Genomic DNA, 19,281 nt, shown 5'->3' on the forward strand with positions numbered 1-19,281 from the left:
TGGGAAGATAAATTCAAGCGCTTGTTGCTTCGATTTGAGCGAATCAGTAACTTACATTACGCCTAGAAAACGGAATTATGGAAAGAATTTTTAAAGTGGAGCGGTGAAATCCGCTATAGTCATATTAGATATGATGGCCAATATTTTAGATCAGCTAGATAAAAATCCAAACCCAGCTGGTTGTCAGCACTACTGATCACCAAATTTTTGCCCCCCCTCTGTCCACTGTATGTTATACGGTTTGACAAGCCGATTCATTGGATATGTTGATATGTCTTTAATCCTTTGGTTCGCTTGCTGCTTTGGCTTGCAGTTCTTAACAGGATTCGTGCTATCACTGTATTCTTTCCAAGACCACCCTATTCCGACAACGAAGAGACTACCCCCATTCTTGACAAATTTCTCGATTGCATCAATCTCGGATTGAGTAAAGTTGCCCCAAGCATTCCCAATAATAAGAATGTTACCTTTATTGAGCTTAGTTTCGTCAATCGGAGCAGCAATATTCTCTACATCAGCTTCCCAAGCTTCCAATTTTGATTTTGGAGGAGCGTAAGGACTTCCTTTTAAAGAGACTATCTCGCAATGCCCACTCGAAATCAATATTTTCCTCTTATCTTTTGACGGATTTAGCCAGCCTAAAGATTGTTTCAGGAAGATAAAGCTATCCTTTCTGTTCCTCAAGACACCGTCATGTGCTGCAGCAAGAACTTTACCATCACCGTAATCCCGACGCGCTGCAACTATTATTTTCTTTTCTTCTAGCACTATTTTTAGCACTATTTTCCAGGCATCATCTTTATCCAAAAACTTTATCTCCCCAGGAGTCCCTTGTGTATCAATCATGCTCTCAAGGAATAGATCTGTAAGTATATTTGTATAAGCATCGTGCGTTTCCTGTTTGGCTTTTTTTAACTGCAACATAAGGCTAAAGCAAACCACCGCCGACACCAGGGAACCTGCTGCAATACCCCAAGCAGTTATGATTGTGCGCCGCTGTTGCCGATCTCGCAATTTAACACTGACATCAATAAACTGATTGGCTATATCGCTAAATTCGCCCAATACCTGCTTGAGATCTTGATTGCTGCGGAGTTCTTGTACTTGCACAAGCTTTACCCCACCCCAAAGATCGCTGTCGGCTTTCTTGTTTTTTTGCCAGATGACTACATCGTCATTGAGGCGGTTCCGTAAGGCAATAGCTTGACGATGCTCCTCAATCCAATCGTTCAGCTTTCCCCAGCAGGTCAATAAGATTTCATGGGCAATTTCCACTGTAGAGCCTTGAATCGCGACCGAGTGTTTCTCCTTGTCTTCAACAGGTGCATCGCCCACCAGCAAATTGTCATTAATCAACTGGGTTAGCACTGCCTGTTCCTGCCCATCCTGAAACTCCGAGCGATTTGCCCGTCGCCTGACGGGCTTCCATTCCGTCCCTGCCGCCTCATCGCCATTAATCTTCACCAGCTTCAAAAAAATTCGCTGTGCTGCTAACTTTTGCAGTTCAGGCAAATCTTGATAGATTTGATCGACCCGTTGCTGAAGCGCGCCGCGCACCCCACCCAGTCGGCGGTAAGAACTTAGATTCAGTGTCCGATCCAGAATGCCACGATCCTGTACTTCCGTCTTCCACAACAGATTGAGCGTATATTGCAACAGCGGCAAGTATCCCGCCTGCCCCTCTACATCCTTGATAATTTCTTTTACCAACCCCGTTTCAAACACAACGCCATGATGGGCCGCAGGCTGCTCGATCGCCAGCCGCAACTCATCTTGCTGCATTTGGGTAATCAATGGGCGATGCTTTTGAGTGAGTCTGGCCAACTGATTCGCCTGAGGCGAATCAAGTCGCCCCAAGAAATCGGCTCGCATGGTTCCCACAATCTTGACGAAGGGATCGTTAGCGTATTCTTTGCTCAGACTCACCAACCCCTTAATAAAGCAATCTCGCTTTTCCTTTTTACTGATGGTAAACAATTCCTCAAACTGGTCAACAAAGATCAGCCAGAACTCCCCCGGTTGCTTCAACGCTTTTACCACCTTGCATAGCGTATTCTTCTGCCCAGCTTTTGCAACCTCTGCCTGCGCTAGATTATAGCCACAACTGAGCAAACTACCATAGAGCTTCTCAAACGGATCGCGATCAGGGGTTAAAGTCAAACTGACAAACTCTTGCCCCCACTTTTCAGATAGCCAGGGTAACAGGCCAGCCTTCACCACTGAAGACTTACCGCTACCCGATGCCCCCATCAATAGGACCAAATTGGTCTGCTCCATTTCATTAGCTAACCCGAGTATGAATTGATCCCGACCAAAGAAGTTGAGGTGATCTTGCCGCTCAAATGCATCCAACCCTTTGTAGGGGGATGTCTGAATCAACTCGCGAGTCTTAATTTCATCCACCGAAATCTGAATAATCTTGGTTTGGCTTAGGGTGACAACCTGCCCCTGAATCACATTGAAGATATTGTCATCTCCCTGCACCTGTACATCCCCCAGCGCTTGTTGCTGGTTCGAGAGCCGCTGACCAAAATTATCGTTATTCATCCTATACCTACCCAGGCTTTTGCCACAAATGTTGCCACTTGGGTCATGAGTTCTGCTAACGTCAGTACCCCGCTCAAACCTTGCTTTAGAGCCTCTATAACCTCATTGACAAGGCTTTTATCCGGTTGCTGCTTTTGTAATTCTTCCTGGAGCATCACGATTCTTGCCTCTGTATCTTTCTTTGCGAATGAACTGAGTGCATCTGTTACCGAAACCTCCTGTTTGAGTTTCACCAGCAGCGATACAGCCGATTCCAAGTCTGGATGACTGCCATGTGACTGAATATTACTTTGACTCAAGTTGACATTGCCCCCCGCTTGGATAGCGTTGAAGGGGGTGTTACTCCCGCTAATCGTAATATTGCCAAAGGATTGAGGGGAGTTGGGCATGGGGTCTACTAACGGCAAAGGTTCTGGGACTATCTCTGACTGAGTAGAATCTTGATTGAAACCTGGAACAGAATGACGACCCTTTCGATATTTCAGAACAGGAGTCAAATATTCCGAACTGCCTTCCAAATCGATCGCTCTACACCCGAGCTGATAAGCCTCTTCGTAAGAGGTGCCAGCCCCCAAGGCATCATAAAATCCTTGAGAAAACTGAATCGCGGCCCGATCTCCAATGGGCTGATTCATGCCAATCACACAATCAACAGACTCGTGAATCGAGGTTGCCTGCACCTCCGAATAACAGGCATTGAGCAAGACACATTCAACGCTCGGAAACGATTTAAATAATTCTTTCAATGTTTTGGAGTTGACCAGTTTTGCCCGTCCTTGATCATCTTCAAGGACTAATCCCTCATCCCCCGATGTGGATAGCTCTGGCACAATGCCGATATCTCTGACAGCATCTTCTGAGAAGGTATGGGTTGTGTTCTGTCGAGAAGATGGTGAAGTTGGGGCTATCCATTTTCCCTCTCCATGTCCAGAAAAATGAACGATTTGAGGTTGGTGATCCAATAAAGCGCGACTGAAATCCGTCGTCCGAACCGCTAGTTTAGTGATGAGTTCAAAGTGATCTCGATCTTTGGCTCGTTCCAATCCTTCTTGAATCGAACGAACTTCTTCACTCAGACGTAACTGGGACGTATTCACAGGATTCGCCGTCAAGAGCAGAATCTTAATGTGTTTAAGGTTCATAAAGCTGTTTACCTCTCTGCCAATGCATAATTTTTGTTGCTAAAGCTAAAAGCCTTTATCCCTAGGCGAGCATGCCCGTGTTGCTGATTACTTTAGAGAGAGCTTGAAGCCCCTCTGAATTTGTAAAGTAGACCAGATGATCACAGCCCACTTCCTGAACTTGGGGTTGAGGAGACCGCCCCTCTGGCACCTGCGTAATGCTGTAAACCGTGGCCGCAATATCATTGACCTGTCCAAAAAACGGTAATGCCACTGCACTACTCATCACCTTCTGCATCAATCGCTGCAGCAGATTAGAGTCTACGGCTGCTGGAGTAATGGAAGTATTACCCGCTAGGATCGTATAAGGAATTTGCGGATCGGGACTCGCAGCCAAAGACTTGAGAAATTCCGAACCCGGCTGCATCTGATCCAATGTGATATCAATCGTCTCAATCGCCGCAACCAAACTTCCCAAAACCTTTACAGGCCAAGCCACCGTTGATAGGCTATTCAATCCAATTGCCAGAGCCGCTGTTCCCCAGGCTTGTACCGTGGGCCAAGGAGACCCCCCATTTGGGGTGCCCAGCATGATCAAATGGCTGACGATCTTATTTCCGCCTTCCCGCTCAATAAACCAGCGCGAAACCAACCCGCCCATCGAATGCGCTACGATATGCAGCTCCTTGCCGTGCTTCACATCTAGACCCACAGCAGCCAGTCGTTGCTTCAATTCCCGCGCATGATTCTCAATCGAGGTATTCAGACTTTCATAGTCAAAAGCAAGAACCAGATCGTACTGATCGCCCAGTGATTCTTCTTGTCCATTTACTGTCATTTTGGCAGTTCGAATACTGGGCACCATGCTTTCGGTATCGCCAATAATGCCGTGGATATACAGCACAATCCGCTTAGCTTTGGCAACTCGATCCTTGACCTGTGCCGCGTCCCTCTCGTAGCTCACTGTTCCATCAGACACCACGTTAACCGCTGCCAGAATCGGGTAATCGAATTCTAGTTTTAGCTTTTCACTCACCACCTTTTGGAAGAAAATACGAATCGCCCCAGTGAGGCTACGTTCCCCTGTACTCACTGGGTTGGGCAAACGTTCTAACGAAATCTCGGTTTTTCCTGCGGTTGTCTGTCCAAACCCCAAAGGTAGGAAGAATTCGCCATCATGGGCAATTGCCAACACCCGCTCGCCCTCTCCCAATAGGGTATCCACAGATAGCTTCAAAGGGTGTTGAGGAGTTACCGTAGCAATTGTGTCTGCATCCACATGATTGAGCTCCAAAGCACTCAACCCAGGATCGGTACCGCGACTAGTCGTGAATTGAAAGGGCTGAGCCACCGTATCATCCTCTCGTAGTATCGGTGGCAACACCAAACTGCCTAGATCTCGCGTAGATTGCGTGACGGTGGTTAACCTGACTTGCGCCTTTAAGCCGGGATGAGGTTGGATACTCACTCCAACTCCTAAAGAAGCACTACTGCCTTCATTCGGAACAGGGGTGGCATCTAAAGGCCGCACAGTTGTAATGCTGACCTGGCTACTAACCCAATCATCGTAGAGTTCTTCTTCATCAGGTACTGCTCCAAGATCACGAGTTTGCACCCGTCGCATCAGACGATTTAATGTGCCTTGACCTCTATGAGGCATCCTCACTTCACGGGAAGCGGGTAAGCCTAAATTTTCTTGTTCGAGCAATGTGGCGTCAAATTCAGCCGTGCTGACCATCAGTTTCAACAGATCTTTCGTTTCAGTGATTCCACACTCCCAAAGTTCTTGCTGTACTGAGGCTGGAATAGGTTTTCCTTCGTATGCCCACGATTCCTCTCCCTTGTCGAGCCAGATTCCCCCTCCAGGTAGCAAACCCTTAGTACTGACAGAGTAACGATCCGTCAAATCTAGCAGGGCACAGTAAAGGGGTTCACTGCTGGTATTTCTGAGCTTGACCTTGAAAGAGGGTCGCTTCCATTTACCATTCTCCAATTGATACTCTAGTCGAATCTGAGACTCTTGCAGTTCTTTCCCATCTTGGCTCAGAGACATCTGCACGGCCCCAGGCTGAATCCGGCTGGTTGCTGGGCTGGAGAGTTCGGCAATATTTGTCCAACGAGCCATATGCTCCAATTGCTGAATCGCCTTCATGGCAATCGTGGCACTATAACCCTGGATTTCGGCAACCAGTGGGCGATCGTCAGTGGGCCTAGAAATCACATATTGCCCTTCACGCGCCAATAACTTAAATTCTGCCGTTTCAGCCGTAACCACTTCCTTGACATATAGTGATGGCTGCTGAGCTGAGCCAAATTTTTGCAAAGCTGCACGAGCGAATTGAATTCCATCTAAATCCCCAGCCATCAAAATGCCTTTGGGCGGCAAAGGCAAACTGGTGATCACTGCTTTATAAGTTGTCTCTGGATTTAAGTCCTCAACGCCATTGATTTGAATCGTACTGAGATGTGGCAGGATCTTGATGACTTCGCCAGTCCCGATTTTCTCGGACAACTGACGTAATTGTTCAGGTGAACAATCTAAGGGGAACAATGCCAGTAAGGTTGTTTGCCCTCCAGCAGGTTGTGAAATCCCATGCACCGCGCCCCCATCGATCGCCCAGCCATGATCTTTGTTATGACTGACGGTGAAGTAGGGCGTAGAGGGTGCGATCGCTCCTCCTAGAAACGGCTGGTCTAAATCCTTTGGATGGGTAGCTTCAATTTGGGGTGATTGATTCGTTAGCTTCGATCTCACTAACGCATTGGTTCGTTTAAATAAGTCTCGGTAAGTTAAACTCCCATTGGCTTTATGCAACGTATCCAGCAAGAAGTAAGAGAATGCACCTCTTGATTTCTGATCCCCGTTGTACTCTTTTGCAAGTTCGCTATCTCGGCAGGCAGAGAGGACAATATGTTGACCTTTGGGTAAAGTCCAGCCACTCGAATTGGAGTCTGGATGGGCTGTAGAACCCGATAAGTGTTCGATATCTGTTAAGGAGAAGATATAACTATCTAGTGGTCGTTTACGGCGATCACAGGGAGCGTTGCGAACGACTGTATCGTCCCATAAATCACCACGAGTCCCCGATCCCGAATGGCAACAGTCCAAAATAGCCGTGATGTGCGGTTTCTTCTGGTCTACTTCAGCAATCAGTTTCGCGAGTTCTTTATCTGCTAGCCCCCAGCCATCCTCATTTAGACTGTCAAAACAAACCAGGGTTTCATCCAGGCGATCCGGTTCAAATTTCCAAAAGGCTTCAGGAGAGTCTTGTTGTCCACCATGTCCAGCGTAGTAGAACAAAGCAACGTCTTCATTGCCCGCTTGACACAGGTGTTGACGAAAGTTGTCAATGACGGCTTGACGAGTGGCTTGTTCATTAAGCAGAGTACACAGGTGAAGCTGATAGCCATCCTTCGCAATTCGTCCTTTCAAATAGTCTTTGAATGCCAGAATATCGTTGACACAACCTTTTAGCGGCTTGCCGGGGCTAACGTAATTATCAATACCAACTAACAGAGCATAAAGATTTTGAGCCATAACCATCTCACCTTAAATATTTGGACTTGGGACATTCTTGATGTTTAGATGCTACTTAAAAGTTAGCCAGGATCCTTTCAGGGCAAGAGTTATGGTAATTTCGTTGTTTAGACTTTATCTTCCTCGTGGAAAGATGTTCAGTGCACTATTAAAATTGCCCCTTCACGGGAAAAGCTTGTTTCATACTGGTGATACGTTTTTCTGAACAGTGAAATACCTGTAAGGTCATACATTCGAGTCTTGTTCAGGTTGGCAAGCTGTCATGTAATGCCCTCAATATTTCAATAAAAATTGCTTTTTCATAAAAAAATGAGATTTTCTTCCTAAAAGTTAGTGAAATCTCTTCTTTCTGTTTATTTATCTAGAATATCGATGTTTTTTATGCAAACTTCCCTGATCTTGGAAAAGTAGATTTGCAATTTGAGTTGCTATCTGGATTTATAGCGTGACTCAAGAGCGCTCTTTAAGCTGTAAAGGAGCAAGACTAATTCCTTGCCCAGGCAAGCGTTGGTGGATCTGTTGATCTGAAGCCCAGAGAATCGTACTTCCAGTCCCACAACCTCAGATCAGCAAATCTCAAAACTAAATTTCAACTCTTTTGCCGTTCTTAACGCGAGGGTAATCTCTTCGATTATTTGTATAGTGGACCGTATATTTCACATAAAAGCACCAAAAACATCACCTACAGCAAATTTCAAGTCAATTTGAAAGTAACGAGAATTGGCACATTTCCAATTTCTCAATCTGGTTGTGATAATGCCTATTTACTCGGGGTATGGTGTACACACAAGTCTGAATTAGACTGTAGGGAATCCGTATAGAGCATCCTCGAATCTATCCGCATCCTGACTAGAAAAACACCAACTTCGCAATCGCCCCCTCAACCTGCTCATCGGTGACTTCCAAGTACCCCGACAGTGCCGCCAGCGTCCGATGTCCTGATATCCGCTGAATATGCTTCGTCGGCACTCCAGCGTTGTGCATCTGGGTCAGAGCTGTTCGTCTGAAGCTATGAGTGCTAAACCCTTCCAATCCCACCCGACCAAAGGCTTGCCTCAAGATTCGATCTGCTGAACTCACCCGCAAGTGAGAACGGCCATGCCGACCGGGGAACAGATAGGTGCGAGTCAGATCAGGTGCATAGGTTACCAAATAGTCATGCAACTGGGGATGCATCGGTACTTCTCGCGTATCTCGCTTGCCCTTCGTCTGATGCCACCGGAATAGCACTGCTGATTTTGGGCCACTGGCGTTGATCACGTCACTGGTGAGCAGCGTACAGGCTTCACCGATCCTGCATCCGGTGTAGAGGCACACACCAAAGAGGGCCAGATCGCGGGGCTTGCTCAGACCATCACTGAAGAGGTGTTGAATTTGCTCTGGGGAAAGTACCCCAGCCTTACCGAATCGATCTTGTTTCATAATCTGGGATCTATTCTAGGAGGTCTTTTGTCAAAAAGACCTCCTAAAGAGGTGAAAGTATTGGAAACTCGTGGAATTGAGGTGGAGAGGGGCAGGAAGATCGGGCTTATTGAGAAATTATCGAGTTATTGAGAATGAGATAAAAGTGATTTAAGGGTACGTCAAGGGTCCTTTCCATACACGTAGCTAATTCGTTCCACTGTTCTAAAGCATCCAAATCTTAATATGAAAACTAGTACCTATAGTGAAATTGAGCCGCGGTTTTTAGCAATACTGTTCTACTCATCATCCGTCAATTGAGCTAAATGAATGTGCTTTCTACCGACCTTGATCTCAAACTCATCGCCAGTTTTTAAACCCATCTTTTCGGTATAGGCAGACCCGATAACCATCTGCCCATTCTGATGAACTTTGATCCGATAGCTTGCCTCTCGACCCCTACCGTCGCTATTGGCATCACCATCTAGTGAAATGCCCTTGGCTTCCAAAATGGCATTCATAAAACCACTCATGTTAACTTGCTTGCCAACTACATAACCACACTCTTTCGCTTTTTCCCGCTTCGAGAGATGAGATAAGTCCTTGAGCTTATTGAGTAGTGTTTTCCCGACTAGGGGTTGAATATCTTTTTTCTTTGTGGCTGCTTTTTTCTTGGCAACTGCTGTTTTTTTAGCCATAAATACTGTATATCCTTAACTGAACTGAATTGCGAACGACTTAGCCTATCACAACTCCTAATTTTCATAAGGTCTGGCCTTATTGTCAGCTAACATCTGGAGGGACTGTGAGTAAGAGAGAATTGGTTGAGGCTTGGAGCAGATAGTGGAGGAAGAAAATAGTTTGTGGATAGTCAACTAGACTTAAATTTGAGGCATTTATACTCCTAACGAACAACAATCTAAAAGACTGTAATCATCTCAGTCAGTACCGATGGGTTGTGATGTAGAGAGAGGGTTTTAAGCAAGCTTACCCATGGAGATAGAACTCAAAACCAGTTGTGAGAAAAGCCCCCATTTCTGAAATTGCAACACGTCCCTCTTCCAACACAGGTGCAAAGAGGTGGAAGCAGTGAATCATATCTGACCAAACCTTTAGCGTAACCTGGATATCGGCTAATCCGGCCTGACGCGCCAATCGCAAAGCATCATCAAGCAATACCTCAACAGCTCCGACATGTATCAAGAGTGGGGGTAACCCTGATAAGTCAGCATATAGAGGTGAGAGCAGAGGATTTCGCAAATCTTTTCCTGGAGCGTACCAATCCGTAATGGTATCTAACAGTGGAGCCGTGACCAGCAGATCTTTCTCTGCATGGCTAACCATCGTTGCGCCAGTTCTCATTTGGTCACAGTAGGGTGAAATTAAAGACACGCAGGCAGGTTGTGACTCTCCCAGATCTTTGAGAGATAACAGCAAGCCTAGGGCAAGATTGCCTCCTGCTGAATCTCCAGTCACGGCGATCTGACTAGGCTGGAATCCACGGGCATTAATTAGCCAATGATAGGCAGTCAGGGCATCCTCTAATCCTGCTGGATAAGGATGTTCAGGAGCTAGACGATAGTCAATAACTAAAATACTTACGCCTGCTGCTTCTGCTAGATCGCTGGCTAAACGACGATAGGCTTGTAAAGATCCCATGATAAATCCGCCACCATGGAGATATAAAATGATGCGATCTGATCGGCTGTTTGGGTGGGTGATTAGTTCTGCCGCAATGCCATCGACATCCACGACATCCACCTGGGCGGTAGGATGTCGTGGCATCGACAACCCCATGGTAAAGTTAGCCCTCATCTCAGTGGGAGTGCTGCCCCAAGAAAGGTCTTGAAGCTGAGTGGTGATTTGGTTTAGTTCTTGTTGACTCATAGTATTTACGGTTTGGAATCACCCGACTCCTGCCTGTGCTTTTCCTTTGGTGCCGAGGTGCTCTGAGTGGAATGGTGAGGCACTGGCTCTCCTTGCACAGAGAGCTGAGCAGTGAAAGCACCCGGTGTCGAATTCCGACGATGATCAGTAACCACCAGCGTTGAAAACTGACTCGTATCTAGCAGAGAGGTAGGAGGTCGAGATTTTAATTGGCGCTGTCCCAAGCGACAAATTTGGCACATGATCTAATTCTTTTTGACAATGTAGAAGTTGTTTTGGAAATCATGCTCAAGCTGCTTGATCTCCACACGCTTAAACCCGGCTTCTTCAATCATCTGTAGCGCTTTCTCTTCGCCCCAGACCGCACCCAAACCCATCCCTCCAGCCGCTAACGAAACGGTCATGCAGTGCAGACAGGAAATGGTGTAAAGCAACGGCCCAATCGGGTGCTCAAGATTTCCACCCACGTCACTAGAAGCACGGATATCTTGCATTAGATAAACGCCATCACTACGCAAGGCACGGTAGATATTTTGCAGAACGACATCCGGTTCAGCTTGGTCATGCACAGCGTCAAAGGTGGTGATCAGATCGTATTGCTCAATCAGATCCAGAGCCGCAGCATCCTGAATCTTGAACTGAACGTTCTCTAGTCCCAAAGACTGAGCCTCGATATTGGCGGTTGCAATCGCATCTTCCGATAGGTCATAGCCCACAAACTGACTCTGCGGAAATAGAGTTGCCATCTTGTTGATAGCCCGACCACTACCACAACCAAGATCCATCACCTGAATCCCACGTTCTAGATCGGCCATTAGACCAGGGACTAATGGAAGGATATGCTCGGTTAATGCCGCCACTACAGTTTGACCACTGTCTTCGGCCATTACCTGGTGGAAGCGTTTGTACTCTGAGTAGGGCACCCCGCCACCATGACGAAAGCAGTCTACGATCTGATCTTCAACATTACCTAGCACAGGGATGAACTGAGCAATCACAGCGATGTTATCGGGGGCGGCATCACGGGTCAGAAAGGCTGCATGTTCTGGTGGTAAATAATAGGTTTTGTGGGTTGCATCATAATCTACATATCGTGCCGTCGCCATAGAACCCAACCATTCGCGCACATATCGCTCTTGCAAGTTTGCAGCATCGGCAATCTTTTGGCTGGTTGCTGGCGGTAGGTCTTTAAGGGTATCGAATAGGCCAGTTCGATGACCCACAGAGATCATGAGTGAGAGCGCACCACTATTGAGTGTATCTATAAGCCGATTTGCAAAGACTTCGGCCTTAGTTTCATCAAAAGGTTGAGGAGTTGCGGTAAGGGTGGTCATGGTGTCCTCCTGATGAGCAAAAGGTTAGATTGAGTTCAAATGATAAACACTAAGGCCAAACATGATGATTCTTAGATCATGTTTGGCTCTCTGCCTGTCATTAGTGATAGCTTAAGTTTCCAGGACTCTTTACCATGCTGCAGTGATCCCGAAAGGTTGAATCTGTGATTCCTGTCAGACTGGCCAACATACAGCCATTGAACCATTTTTCAAATACAATCTATCGAGTCATGTTCGACAGGTAACATCTTCCTATTCCACTCCATCTCCCAACAACTCCGACAACATCCCCGTCACCTCGCCCTGAAGATCCTTGCGGTTATCGTCGTAGCGCATCACAGTTTCGGGCTTGGCATGGCGAGAAAGTTGCTGTACGGCCCGGACATTTCCACCCGTGGCATCCAACGCCGCAGTAATTGAGGAATGCCTGACCCGGTGCGGTGACATCATCTTACTGATGCCCGCTTCCGTGGCAATCTTCCTGACCACTTTATAGATAGAAGTCGTTGAAAGCCGCTCACCCCAATGAACATGATCCAAGGCCACGATCAGCGGATCCTCATCCTCCAAATGCTTGCGAGTTGCTAGCCACTCTGTCAGCGAGATCGCACTCACGCTACCAACCGTAATCCTCTCCTTCTGGGTGCCTCGACCCTTCCCCTGAATCCAAAGAGCTTTCTCCTCGGGTTCCCAATCCCCAACATTGCACCCATTCAGTTCCCCTCGCCGCAAAGCTGTTTCCCAGAGCAAAGCCAAGATTGCATAATCCCGCTTCCCGAGCTGCGTCTTCCGATCCGGTATCGCCAGCATCTTCTGAAAATTCTCCAGATCCACCCCCGAGGTATCCCGGTAGGCGATCACTTTCTCGCCCTTAATATCCTCCAGGCCCCAATCACACTGACCTGCACGACGGGCATAGGACACCAAACTTCTCAGGACCGATAATCTCCGGTTGACTGTGGCTTCTGCCAGTTCCAGCTCAACCAAAATTCCTTTGTACCGGGCCACCAGCTGTAACGCCTCATGCCGATCCATCCCCAGAAACAGGCCCACCATTTCAGGGGTAGGATCTGCTGTAAACATTTTGCGGAAAAAATCAGTCAGGTCTTTCCGGTAGGCTCGTCGGGTGCTGGGAGAGCGTTTATCCCTCAGTAAATCGCTGAGAACGTCGTTCTGAGGAATTTTTAGGGCCGAAGCTGGAAGGGCAGGTATTGCGTCGAGTTCCATATGTCGTTTTGGTTACGATAATGGCCGTTTCCTCTCCTAAGCTTACAAGTCTTGAAGCCCTTTCAGGTAAAGCGATTTAGCCAATCAATATTGTATTTTGAGTCTTCTGAAACCCTAACTTCGGTTCCAGTTCTAAATTCATCAAGAAGAAGAAACTGCATGAACTTGAATATCCACATTTAGCTTCTTTCGCAGAGCAGTAAAGATTGCGTTCAAACTATCCATTGTTGGATTCCCTTTCGCAGATAGCATTCGATGGAGACTCTTACTGGGCTTATTCGCTTCAACAGCAAGTTGTTCAAAGCCAACCGTCGCGTTTACTAAATCCCTCAATATTAATCGGGCGGTTTCCGGCTCACCATTAAGCATGAGGTACGCCGCTTCATCCAATAAAGCAGTTGCAAACTCAGGGTCCGATTGAACACGGGAGTGGATAGTCTCTTTGAAATCTCTCGTTAATGCCATGATGATTACTTCTTTTTTCGCTTGCGCTGTTGTTTCTTCTTTTGAGGATCTGTACTTTCTTGCTTCTTCCGATTTTTATATTCTTGAGAAAGCTCCTTAGCCTGGGTGATATCCGACTGTTGATCCTTCTTCGTTCCTCCTCCCAATAAAACAATCAATTCCTTGCCATCTTGGATCAGGTAGATACGGTATCCTGGCCCCCAGTTGATCCGGTATTCACCAATTCCATCGAACCACTTCACATTTGAGGTGTTACTTAATTCCAAGCGAGAGACGGCAATGGTAACCTTTGCTGCTGCTGAAGCATCTAATCGGTTGAACCATTTTGGTAGGGACTGGAGCCATCCTCTTTGATGTACTCTTGCAGTTTCATAGTAGGACTATGGTAACATAAAAGTTACTATAGTCCTAAAAATACCTAGATTGAAATAGCGATGGGAAACGGACCTCTACAAGCGACTGATTATGACAATGGTCATTTCCGTAAACATACACGCAAATTCGTGGATTTTAGCAAGTCATTATGACTCTAGTGAAACTCTAACGAACAGTTGGTCTTATATTGAAGAGTATTCTATAATAGTATCAATAGTGATACTATTAACTACATGGCCAGTATCGACAAAATTGTTGCCAAAATGGGGAATAATCCCGCTGGGATTAAGTTCTCAGATTTGTGCAAGGTTTGCGATCACTACTTCGGGGAAGCTCGTCAGACTTCTGGAAGCCATCGGGTTTACAAGACTCCCTGGCAGGGTGATCCTTTCGTCAATATCCAATCCAAGAAAGGGATGGGCAAACCCTACCAGGTCAAACAAGTGTTAGCCGCGATCCAAAAGCTGGAGTCAATGTGATGGATGCCAAATACTATACCTACCGGGTCATCTGGTCCCAAGAAGATGAGGAGTTTGTGGGCTTGTGCGCCGAATTTCCAAGTTTGAGCTGGCTGGATGAAGATCAACAGTCTGCTTTCGCTGGCATTGTGGAATTGGTCAAAGATTGTATTGAGGATTTAGTGGCACAGGATGAGCCTATCCCTACCCCTCTGTCTAAAAAACAATACAGTGGGAAATTTATGGTGAGAATTCCACCTGAGCAGCATCGTCAATTGGCTATCCAAGCAGCAGAGCAAGGGATTAGCCTCAACCGCCTAGCTAGTAGCAAATTGGTATCTGGGGGTTAGATGAAGTACCTGACTTTTCCTGCTAAGTCTTCCAGTGCTTAGTGGGTGGTATTTGTAGCCCTTAGTCTCAGCCTTGGTTAAAGTAAGTGCAGTGATACCCAGGGAGCATCTAATGAGTCCAGAGCGTTATGAGCAAAATTTTGGAACCTGTGAGTTGGGTGATCAACGATTGAATCACCGTGCATTCCGTAGTGTCCCGATTTATTCGCCATGAGTTGAAATTCCTGAAATGCTGTATTAATAGTGACTTCAGAGCATTTCTTGATGAACATTGCCCAGCGCGAACAACAGATTATCCGCATCCAATCCCAAAGCTCCTATGCCTCTATTAACGAAGCCCTGGAAGCAACCCTACGCCTGGAAGCAAGCCAAGTCACCCAGAAAATAATAGAGGCAGCACTAGACGAAGAAGTGCAAGCCTATCTATCCCAACTTCAAGGGACTCGACCTCGGCGCTCAGGTTATTATCAACGGGTTCTAGATACGCAGTATGGCAGGATCCCTCAACTGTCTGTCCCTAAACTACGTAAAGGGAACGCAGACCGAGAGTGGCAGATTTTAGAACGTTACCAACGTGCCCTTGGCAGTCTCCTCGATTTTTGCCTCGGCCTGTATGTCATGGGTTTATCGCTTCGGGACTTGCAAGAAGCTCTCTATGAGATTCTAGGAGCAGTCTTATCCGTTAATGCCATTAACCGAATTACGCTAAAAGCTCAGAAGCAAATGTTCCAAAGGCGTCAGACTCGTCTTGAGGAAACCCCTCCTATTCTGATTGTCGATGGTGTTTGGGCTAGTGTTCAGTGTTCCTCAGAAGACTTTTGGGAAGACCAAGCTGGGCATATCCGGAAACTACGCCATGCAGAAGACCGAGTCATTCTAGTCGCTATGGCAGTGTGGCCCGATGGCACCCAAACGGTGCTTCATTATGAAATGGCGACGCAAGAATCGGAGGCAGCTTGGTCACTATTCTTTGCGCATCTGTGGCAACGGGGATTGCAACCCTATTCGGTGAAGTTGATTGTGAGTGATGGTACGACTGGGTTGCCTAAGGTGATTCGTGCTCTGTTTCCCCTCGCACAACATCAACGCTGCATTACCCACAAGGTTCGAGCCATGCTGCGGCATTTAGGCTATGGGCAATTGTCGTACCTGGATGCGCAAGGACAAGAGCTTTCACTTCCTGAAGCTAAGAAACAGCGGTATGCACAAATTCAACATGATGCCTACGCCATCTATAAAGCGCCCACCTGGGAAGGGGCAGTTATTTCATTTCTGGTGTTTGAGAAAAAGTGGACAGACATCGAACCTGACGCCGTCAGAACCTTTATCAACGATTGTGCCCTGACTTTGAACTTCTATGATTTTGATGCATCTCTTCACTCACTCATTCGAACCTCAAATGCACTCGAGCGGTTGTTCCGGGAATTCCGAACCAAGGCCGATGAAATTGGTGCGTTCCCTAATGAAGAGAGCTGTTTAGCAATTCTCTTCCTCGTTTTTCGTAGGGATCATGCCAAGCATGATCGGCTCAAAAACCGTGGCGAATAAATCGGGACACTAACGTGCATTCAGTATCGGTCGTTCTCTGAGCGAGAAATTTGGTCAAGCCTTATCGACCGTATTTGAGACTGGGAAAGCCCTCAAACGGTCTTACGAGTTTTCGCAAATGTGAAAACCAGCTTCGCTAAGATTATTTCTCCTCATTGTTCTATGACCGCTTGTAGCGTATCGTCGCAAGAGATGACCTTGAGTGTTGGCGACACCACCTTCCTCGACTATGAAGGTATCAAGCAGAAGCGCCAAGGCTATGGTCCCAAGGCAGAGGGGGAATGGATTATTACTCCATAGTGCCTTAGCCGTTGACCCTGAGCAGGGCCAACCCTTGGGTTTGTTATGGCAAAAAGTGTGGAATCGTCAGCATCGTCCCAAGCCCCCGAAGAATGAAACGTCCCGACAAAAGAAGAAACGTCAGACCAAAGCGCGTAAAACTGCTCGGGAGCGTCTATTTGAGGAAAAAGAATCCTATCGTTGGGTGGAAGCACTGCACGCAGTGGAGAAAGCTGTGGGTCCTTCAACTCGTATCATTCATGTCTTTGACCGAGAAGGAGACATTGCTGAAGTCTTTGAACGACTCAATACCCTAGACAATACGGGACTCGTGGTTAGAGCCTCTCATAATCGTTGTCTAGAACACGATCCTAATCGCCTGTGGGAAAAGCTGGAAGCCCAGAGTGTTCAGTTCGAGTATGAGATTGACTTACCTAAAACGAAAGGCCGGAGTGCGCGCACGGCTAAGTTAGCTGTGAGATGTTGTCTTGTTGAACTTCAAAGACCAGCCCGACTAGCTGCCAGTCAACCCCTTCAGGTTTACGCTGTCTATGCAACAGAAGTAGCCCCACCTGAAGGGGAAGAACCAGTGTCATGGATGTTGCTCACTAGTGAAGTCGTGACAACAGTAGAAATGGCCCAAACCATTTTGCGTTGGTACACCTACCGTTGGCGAGTTGAGGAGTATCACAAAGTTCTAAAATCGGGCACTCAGGTGGAGCGATATCGGTTGGCATCTGAGGGAATGAAAACCTTATTGGGATTCCTGTGTGTCACTGCTGTAGAGCTGTTGCGTGTGACTTATTTAGAACGAACACAACCTCAATTACCTGCACAAGATGTCCTCACGCCTTTACAGATCAAAGTTCTCATTGCCAAGACCCCGAAGGTACCTAAAACATTAACGGTGGCATGGGCTGTTCAAGCAGTTGCACGACTCGGGGGATATCTGGAGCATCGTCGAAACACACCGATTGGAATTCAAGTCCTGTGGAAAGGGTGGGCGAAGCTCAATGACCTGATTGAAGGCTGGCTGTTAGCTACCCAGGAGACTTAGCAGGAAAAGTCAGATGAAGTACAAGGGCTATGAATCTGTGGTTGAGTTCGATGCTAATGATCAGATCTTCTTTGGTCGCGTCTTGGGGATTCGCGATGTCATTGCATTTGATGGTCAGACGGCGGATGAGTTAAAGCAATCTTTTCATAACGTCATTGATGATTATTTAGCCGACTGTCAGCAAGTGGGTAAAGATCCTTCTCAATCAAAATAGCTCATTGTTTCAACCTCAAGCTCCTTCAAGGCTTGATTCACCTCCTCCAGGTCAAACGCTTTCGGGTCAAACTCACTCCCAACCCATTCCATTCTTTCCTCATACTGTGAATGTCGGGGATTCTTCAGTACCCTCAGCAGATGTGCATACCCCCAGTCGCCACCACAGTCTTCCGGTGGACAAGCCCGCTTCCCTGCCAGACATACTGGATAGGTTTGTTCAGGCTCCCTCACTAACTTTTTCTCCACCTTGATTTCGTGCTGCCACATATACCCGAAGTCATAGAGGTAGCCGAATGAGAATAAATCATCTTCAATCAGCTCTGCTAACGTCATGGCTTCGTCTTCGCTATCCGAGAACTCATGGAGATGGTAGCCTTCCCAACCCATCACAACTTGCAACACGGAATGGAGCTGCGCCAGTGTCATCGTCTCTGGGACTTGAATCCGTCTCCAGACTTGGGGGCGGACACCCAACAGCGTGATCTTCAATTGATAGACGCTGGTTACTGCATTCGATGGTGCCTCCACCTCAGTAGCAATAGCCTGCTGTCCGATCTGCCAAGGAACTTCATCCGGTAGTGTCGCAAATAGTGGTTCCGGGTACTAAAATCTCCTGAATTTCATCCAGGACTATGCAGCCAATCCGAAGATTTTGTTGATGAAAGAGATCCCAGGCCAAAACTTTGAGGCACGAATAATCGCCACTGATATTAAAAACCTCGGTGATCTCCATCTCTTGGGCGAACAACATGAAGCCTTCGGAGACACCTTAAGAGAGGAGTGATTTTAGATAGGCTACCAATCTCCCTCACTTCCCACCTAAAAACAACTTCATACCTAAAAACACCCCTGGCCTATTCGCTGGGGGTTCCTTTTATCTGGAGAAAAATTATATGCCCGTTTCTATCCCACCCCAAACCCTGAAACCCCAAAGTAATGTCACGAGCTACAGCACAAATCCCACCGATCGCCCCACCCTCGAAAGACTCTCAAGCCTTACTCCTAGGTTGACCCAAGATGATCTTGTCGCCCTTGGCATTGCTGCACTCTTTGAAGGCTATGAACCTAGGGATGTGACCGTGGATTTTGGCCGTGGCTCCTATACTTTCAACCAATGCATCGACTTGATCCAAGACCTCTCCCAAGCTGGCAAGGTTGCCCTGGTGCGGAGTATCTCTGAGCTGTTGGCGGCATCGCACATCTCGCCTGATATAGCTCTGCCAGTCCTGCCCCCTGTGCCAGATCCCCATCTGGAGAATGTCTGGTACGTGATGTCGATTGAACAAGCGATCGCATTTGCCAAGATTGGAAGGCTTGATCCAGCGATCCTAACCCTGTTCTGCTCCGGTCAGTCGCTCAAGGTGATTCCCCCTGATCTGCTAGCTGCTGCTCGTGAGAATCTACCTGGATTGATGGAAGCTTTGAAAGGAGAGGACCAATGACCCAGGTGCTAACAGCCCAAGTCCTTTTCCCTGCGA

General features: G+C 47.2%; 18 protein-coding genes and 2 pseudogenes. 8 read left to right on the top strand and 12 right to left on the bottom strand.

Annotated elements, in window-relative coordinates; all coding sequences use genetic code 11:
* Window positions 1–189: 189 nt before the first annotated feature.
* From I1H34_RS29400 to I1H34_RS29450, 11 genes and pseudogenes are all read right to left on the bottom strand, one after another.
* Window positions 190–2,547: a DUF4350 domain-containing protein gene (locus tag I1H34_RS29400; protein WP_212666880.1), complete on the bottom strand. Its 2,358-nt coding sequence runs from the start codon at window positions 2,545–2,547 to the stop codon at window positions 190–192.
* Window positions 2,544–3,689, bottom strand: coding sequence for a CHAT domain-containing protein (locus tag I1H34_RS29405; RefSeq protein ID WP_212666881.1), 1,146 nt, complete (start codon window positions 3,687–3,689; stop codon window positions 2,544–2,546). The genes I1H34_RS29400 and I1H34_RS29405 overlap by 4 nt, the downstream gene beginning before the upstream one ends.
* A gap of 61 nt (window positions 3,690–3,750) precedes the next feature.
* Complete coding sequence (locus I1H34_RS29410) at window positions 3,751–7,206, bottom strand: caspase family protein (RefSeq protein ID WP_212666882.1); 3,456 nt, start codon at window positions 7,204–7,206, stop codon at window positions 3,751–3,753.
* An 849-nt stretch (window positions 7,207–8,055) separates the two neighbouring features.
* Entirely contained in the window at window positions 8,056–8,628 is a 573-nt protein-coding gene (locus I1H34_RS29415) for a tyrosine-type recombinase/integrase (protein ID WP_212666883.1), read from the bottom strand.
* A 278-nt stretch (window positions 8,629–8,906) separates the two neighbouring features.
* Complete coding sequence (locus I1H34_RS29420; RefSeq protein ID WP_212666884.1) at window positions 8,907–9,305, bottom strand: AbrB family transcriptional regulator; 399 nt, start codon at window positions 9,303–9,305, stop codon at window positions 8,907–8,909.
* A gap of 289 nt (window positions 9,306–9,594) precedes the next feature.
* On the bottom strand, window positions 9,595–10,494 hold the full coding sequence (locus I1H34_RS29425) for an alpha/beta hydrolase (RefSeq protein WP_212666885.1): 900 nt from the start codon (window positions 10,492–10,494) through the stop codon (window positions 9,595–9,597).
* 5 nt (window positions 10,495–10,499) lie between these two features.
* Window positions 10,500–10,736, bottom strand: a complete 237-nt coding sequence (locus I1H34_RS29430; protein ID WP_212666886.1) for a hypothetical protein — start codon at window positions 10,734–10,736, stop codon at window positions 10,500–10,502.
* 3 nt (window positions 10,737–10,739) lie between these two features.
* On the bottom strand, window positions 10,740–11,828 hold the full coding sequence (locus I1H34_RS29435; RefSeq protein WP_212666887.1) for a class I SAM-dependent methyltransferase: 1,089 nt from the start codon (window positions 11,826–11,828) through the stop codon (window positions 10,740–10,742).
* A gap of 252 nt (window positions 11,829–12,080) precedes the next feature.
* Window positions 12,081–13,055, bottom strand: a complete 975-nt coding sequence (locus I1H34_RS29440) for a tyrosine-type recombinase/integrase (protein ID WP_212666888.1) — start codon at window positions 13,053–13,055, stop codon at window positions 12,081–12,083.
* A 141-nt stretch (window positions 13,056–13,196) separates the two neighbouring features.
* A complete protein-coding gene (locus I1H34_RS29445; RefSeq protein WP_212666889.1) occupies window positions 13,197–13,520 on the bottom strand; it encodes a helix-turn-helix domain-containing transcriptional regulator in 324 nt (107 codons plus the stop codon).
* Between the two features lie 5 nt (window positions 13,521–13,525).
* Window positions 13,526–13,893, bottom strand: a pseudogene (locus tag I1H34_RS29450) (type II toxin-antitoxin system RelE/ParE family toxin).
* Window positions 13,894–14,128: 235 nt separating this feature from the next.
* On the opposite strand from I1H34_RS29450, the gene I1H34_RS29455 reads away from it, so the two are divergent.
* The 7 genes and pseudogenes from I1H34_RS29455 (at window position 14,129) to I1H34_RS29475 (ending at window position 17,801) form a co-directional block, all read left to right on the top strand.
* Window positions 14,129–14,374, top strand: coding sequence for a toxin HicA (locus I1H34_RS29455; protein ID WP_041661227.1), 246 nt, complete (start codon window positions 14,129–14,131; stop codon window positions 14,372–14,374).
* Window positions 14,374–14,703, top strand: coding sequence for a type II toxin-antitoxin system HicB family antitoxin (locus I1H34_RS29460; RefSeq protein WP_012167059.1), 330 nt, complete (start codon window positions 14,374–14,376; stop codon window positions 14,701–14,703). Before I1H34_RS29455 ends, I1H34_RS29460 begins: the two co-directional genes overlap by 1 nt.
* Before the next feature lie 112 nt (window positions 14,704–14,815).
* Complete coding sequence (locus tag I1H34_RS33275) at window positions 14,816–14,917, top strand: IS4/Tn5 family transposase DNA-binding protein (protein WP_463675105.1); 102 nt, start codon at window positions 14,816–14,818, stop codon at window positions 14,915–14,917.
* A 50-nt stretch (window positions 14,918–14,967) separates the two neighbouring features.
* The gene (locus I1H34_RS29465; protein ID WP_212666775.1) at window positions 14,968–16,251 is read left to right on the top strand and encodes an IS256 family transposase; all 1,284 of its coding nucleotides are present in this window, start codon (window positions 14,968–14,970) and stop codon (window positions 16,249–16,251) included.
* Between the two features lie 25 nt (window positions 16,252–16,276).
* The gene (locus I1H34_RS33280; protein ID WP_463675106.1) at window positions 16,277–16,375 is read left to right on the top strand and encodes an IS4/Tn5 family transposase DNA-binding protein; all 99 of its coding nucleotides are present in this window, start codon (window positions 16,277–16,279) and stop codon (window positions 16,373–16,375) included.
* Window positions 16,372–17,587, top strand: a pseudogene (locus I1H34_RS29470) (IS4 family transposase). The gene I1H34_RS33280 and the pseudogene I1H34_RS29470 overlap by 4 nt, the downstream one beginning before the upstream one ends.
* Window positions 17,588–17,600: 13 nt before the next feature.
* Entirely contained in the window at window positions 17,601–17,801 is a 201-nt protein-coding gene (locus I1H34_RS29475; protein WP_012167058.1) for a type II toxin-antitoxin system HicB family antitoxin, read from the top strand.
* On the opposite strand, the gene I1H34_RS29480 is transcribed toward I1H34_RS29475, so the two are convergent.
* Complete coding sequence (locus I1H34_RS29480; protein ID WP_212666890.1) at window positions 17,789–18,331, bottom strand: plasmid pRiA4b ORF-3 family protein; 543 nt, start codon at window positions 18,329–18,331, stop codon at window positions 17,789–17,791. The genes I1H34_RS29475 and I1H34_RS29480 overlap by 13 nt on opposite strands.
* A 365-nt stretch (window positions 18,332–18,696) precedes the next feature.
* Between I1H34_RS29480 and I1H34_RS32465 the strand changes: the two genes are divergently transcribed.
* The gene (locus I1H34_RS32465; protein WP_249370287.1) at window positions 18,697–19,245 is read left to right on the top strand and encodes a hypothetical protein; all 549 of its coding nucleotides are present in this window, start codon (window positions 18,697–18,699) and stop codon (window positions 19,243–19,245) included.
* The last annotated feature ends 36 nt before the right edge of the window (window positions 19,246–19,281 follow it).

Origin of the sequence: Acaryochloris marina S15, from assembly GCF_018336915.1 — a bacterium.
Taxonomy (GTDB): Bacteria; Cyanobacteriota; Cyanobacteriia; order Thermosynechococcales; family Thermosynechococcaceae; genus Acaryochloris; species Acaryochloris marina_A.

What these genes read in the sequence shown, in the direction of transcription:
- I1H34_RS29400 (WP_212666880.1), bottom strand. Translation starts at nt 2,547, where the DNA reads ATGAATAACGATAATTTTGGTCAGCGGCTCTCGAACCAGCAACAAGCG.
- I1H34_RS29405 (WP_212666881.1), bottom strand. Translation starts at nt 3,689, where the DNA reads ATGAACCTTAAACACATTAAGATTCTGCTCTTGACGGCGAATCCTGTG.
- I1H34_RS29410 (WP_212666882.1), bottom strand. Translation starts at nt 7,206, where the DNA reads ATGGCTCAAAATCTTTATGCTCTGTTAGTTGGTATTGATAATTACGTT.
- I1H34_RS29415 (WP_212666883.1), bottom strand. Translation starts at nt 8,628, where the DNA reads ATGAAACAAGATCGATTCGGTAAGGCTGGGGTACTTTCCCCAGAGCAA.
- I1H34_RS29420 (WP_212666884.1), bottom strand. Translation starts at nt 9,305, where the DNA reads ATGGCTAAAAAAACAGCAGTTGCCAAGAAAAAAGCAGCCACAAAGAAA.
- I1H34_RS29425 (WP_212666885.1), bottom strand. Translation starts at nt 10,494, where the DNA reads ATGAGTCAACAAGAACTAAACCAAATCACCACTCAGCTTCAAGACCTT.
- I1H34_RS29430 (WP_212666886.1), bottom strand. Translation starts at nt 10,736, where the DNA reads ATGTGCCAAATTTGTCGCTTGGGACAGCGCCAATTAAAATCTCGACCT.
- I1H34_RS29435 (WP_212666887.1), bottom strand. Translation starts at nt 11,828, where the DNA reads ATGACCACCCTTACCGCAACTCCTCAACCTTTTGATGAAACTAAGGCC.
- I1H34_RS29440 (WP_212666888.1), bottom strand. Translation starts at nt 13,055, where the DNA reads ATGGAACTCGACGCAATACCTGCCCTTCCAGCTTCGGCCCTAAAAATT.
- I1H34_RS29445 (WP_212666889.1), bottom strand. Translation starts at nt 13,520, where the DNA reads ATGGCATTAACGAGAGATTTCAAAGAGACTATCCACTCCCGTGTTCAA.
- I1H34_RS29455 (WP_041661227.1), top strand. Translation starts at nt 14,129, where the DNA reads ATGGCCAGTATCGACAAAATTGTTGCCAAAATGGGGAATAATCCCGCT.
- I1H34_RS29460 (WP_012167059.1), top strand. Translation starts at nt 14,374, where the DNA reads ATGGATGCCAAATACTATACCTACCGGGTCATCTGGTCCCAAGAAGAT.
- I1H34_RS33275 (WP_463675105.1), top strand. Translation starts at nt 14,816, where the DNA reads ATGAGTCCAGAGCGTTATGAGCAAAATTTTGGAACCTGTGAGTTGGGT.
- I1H34_RS29465 (WP_212666775.1), top strand. Translation starts at nt 14,968, where the DNA reads ATGAACATTGCCCAGCGCGAACAACAGATTATCCGCATCCAATCCCAA.
- I1H34_RS29475 (WP_012167058.1), top strand. Translation starts at nt 17,601, where the DNA reads ATGAAGTACAAGGGCTATGAATCTGTGGTTGAGTTCGATGCTAATGAT.
- I1H34_RS32465 (WP_249370287.1), top strand. Translation starts at nt 18,697, where the DNA reads ATGCCCGTTTCTATCCCACCCCAAACCCTGAAACCCCAAAGTAATGTC.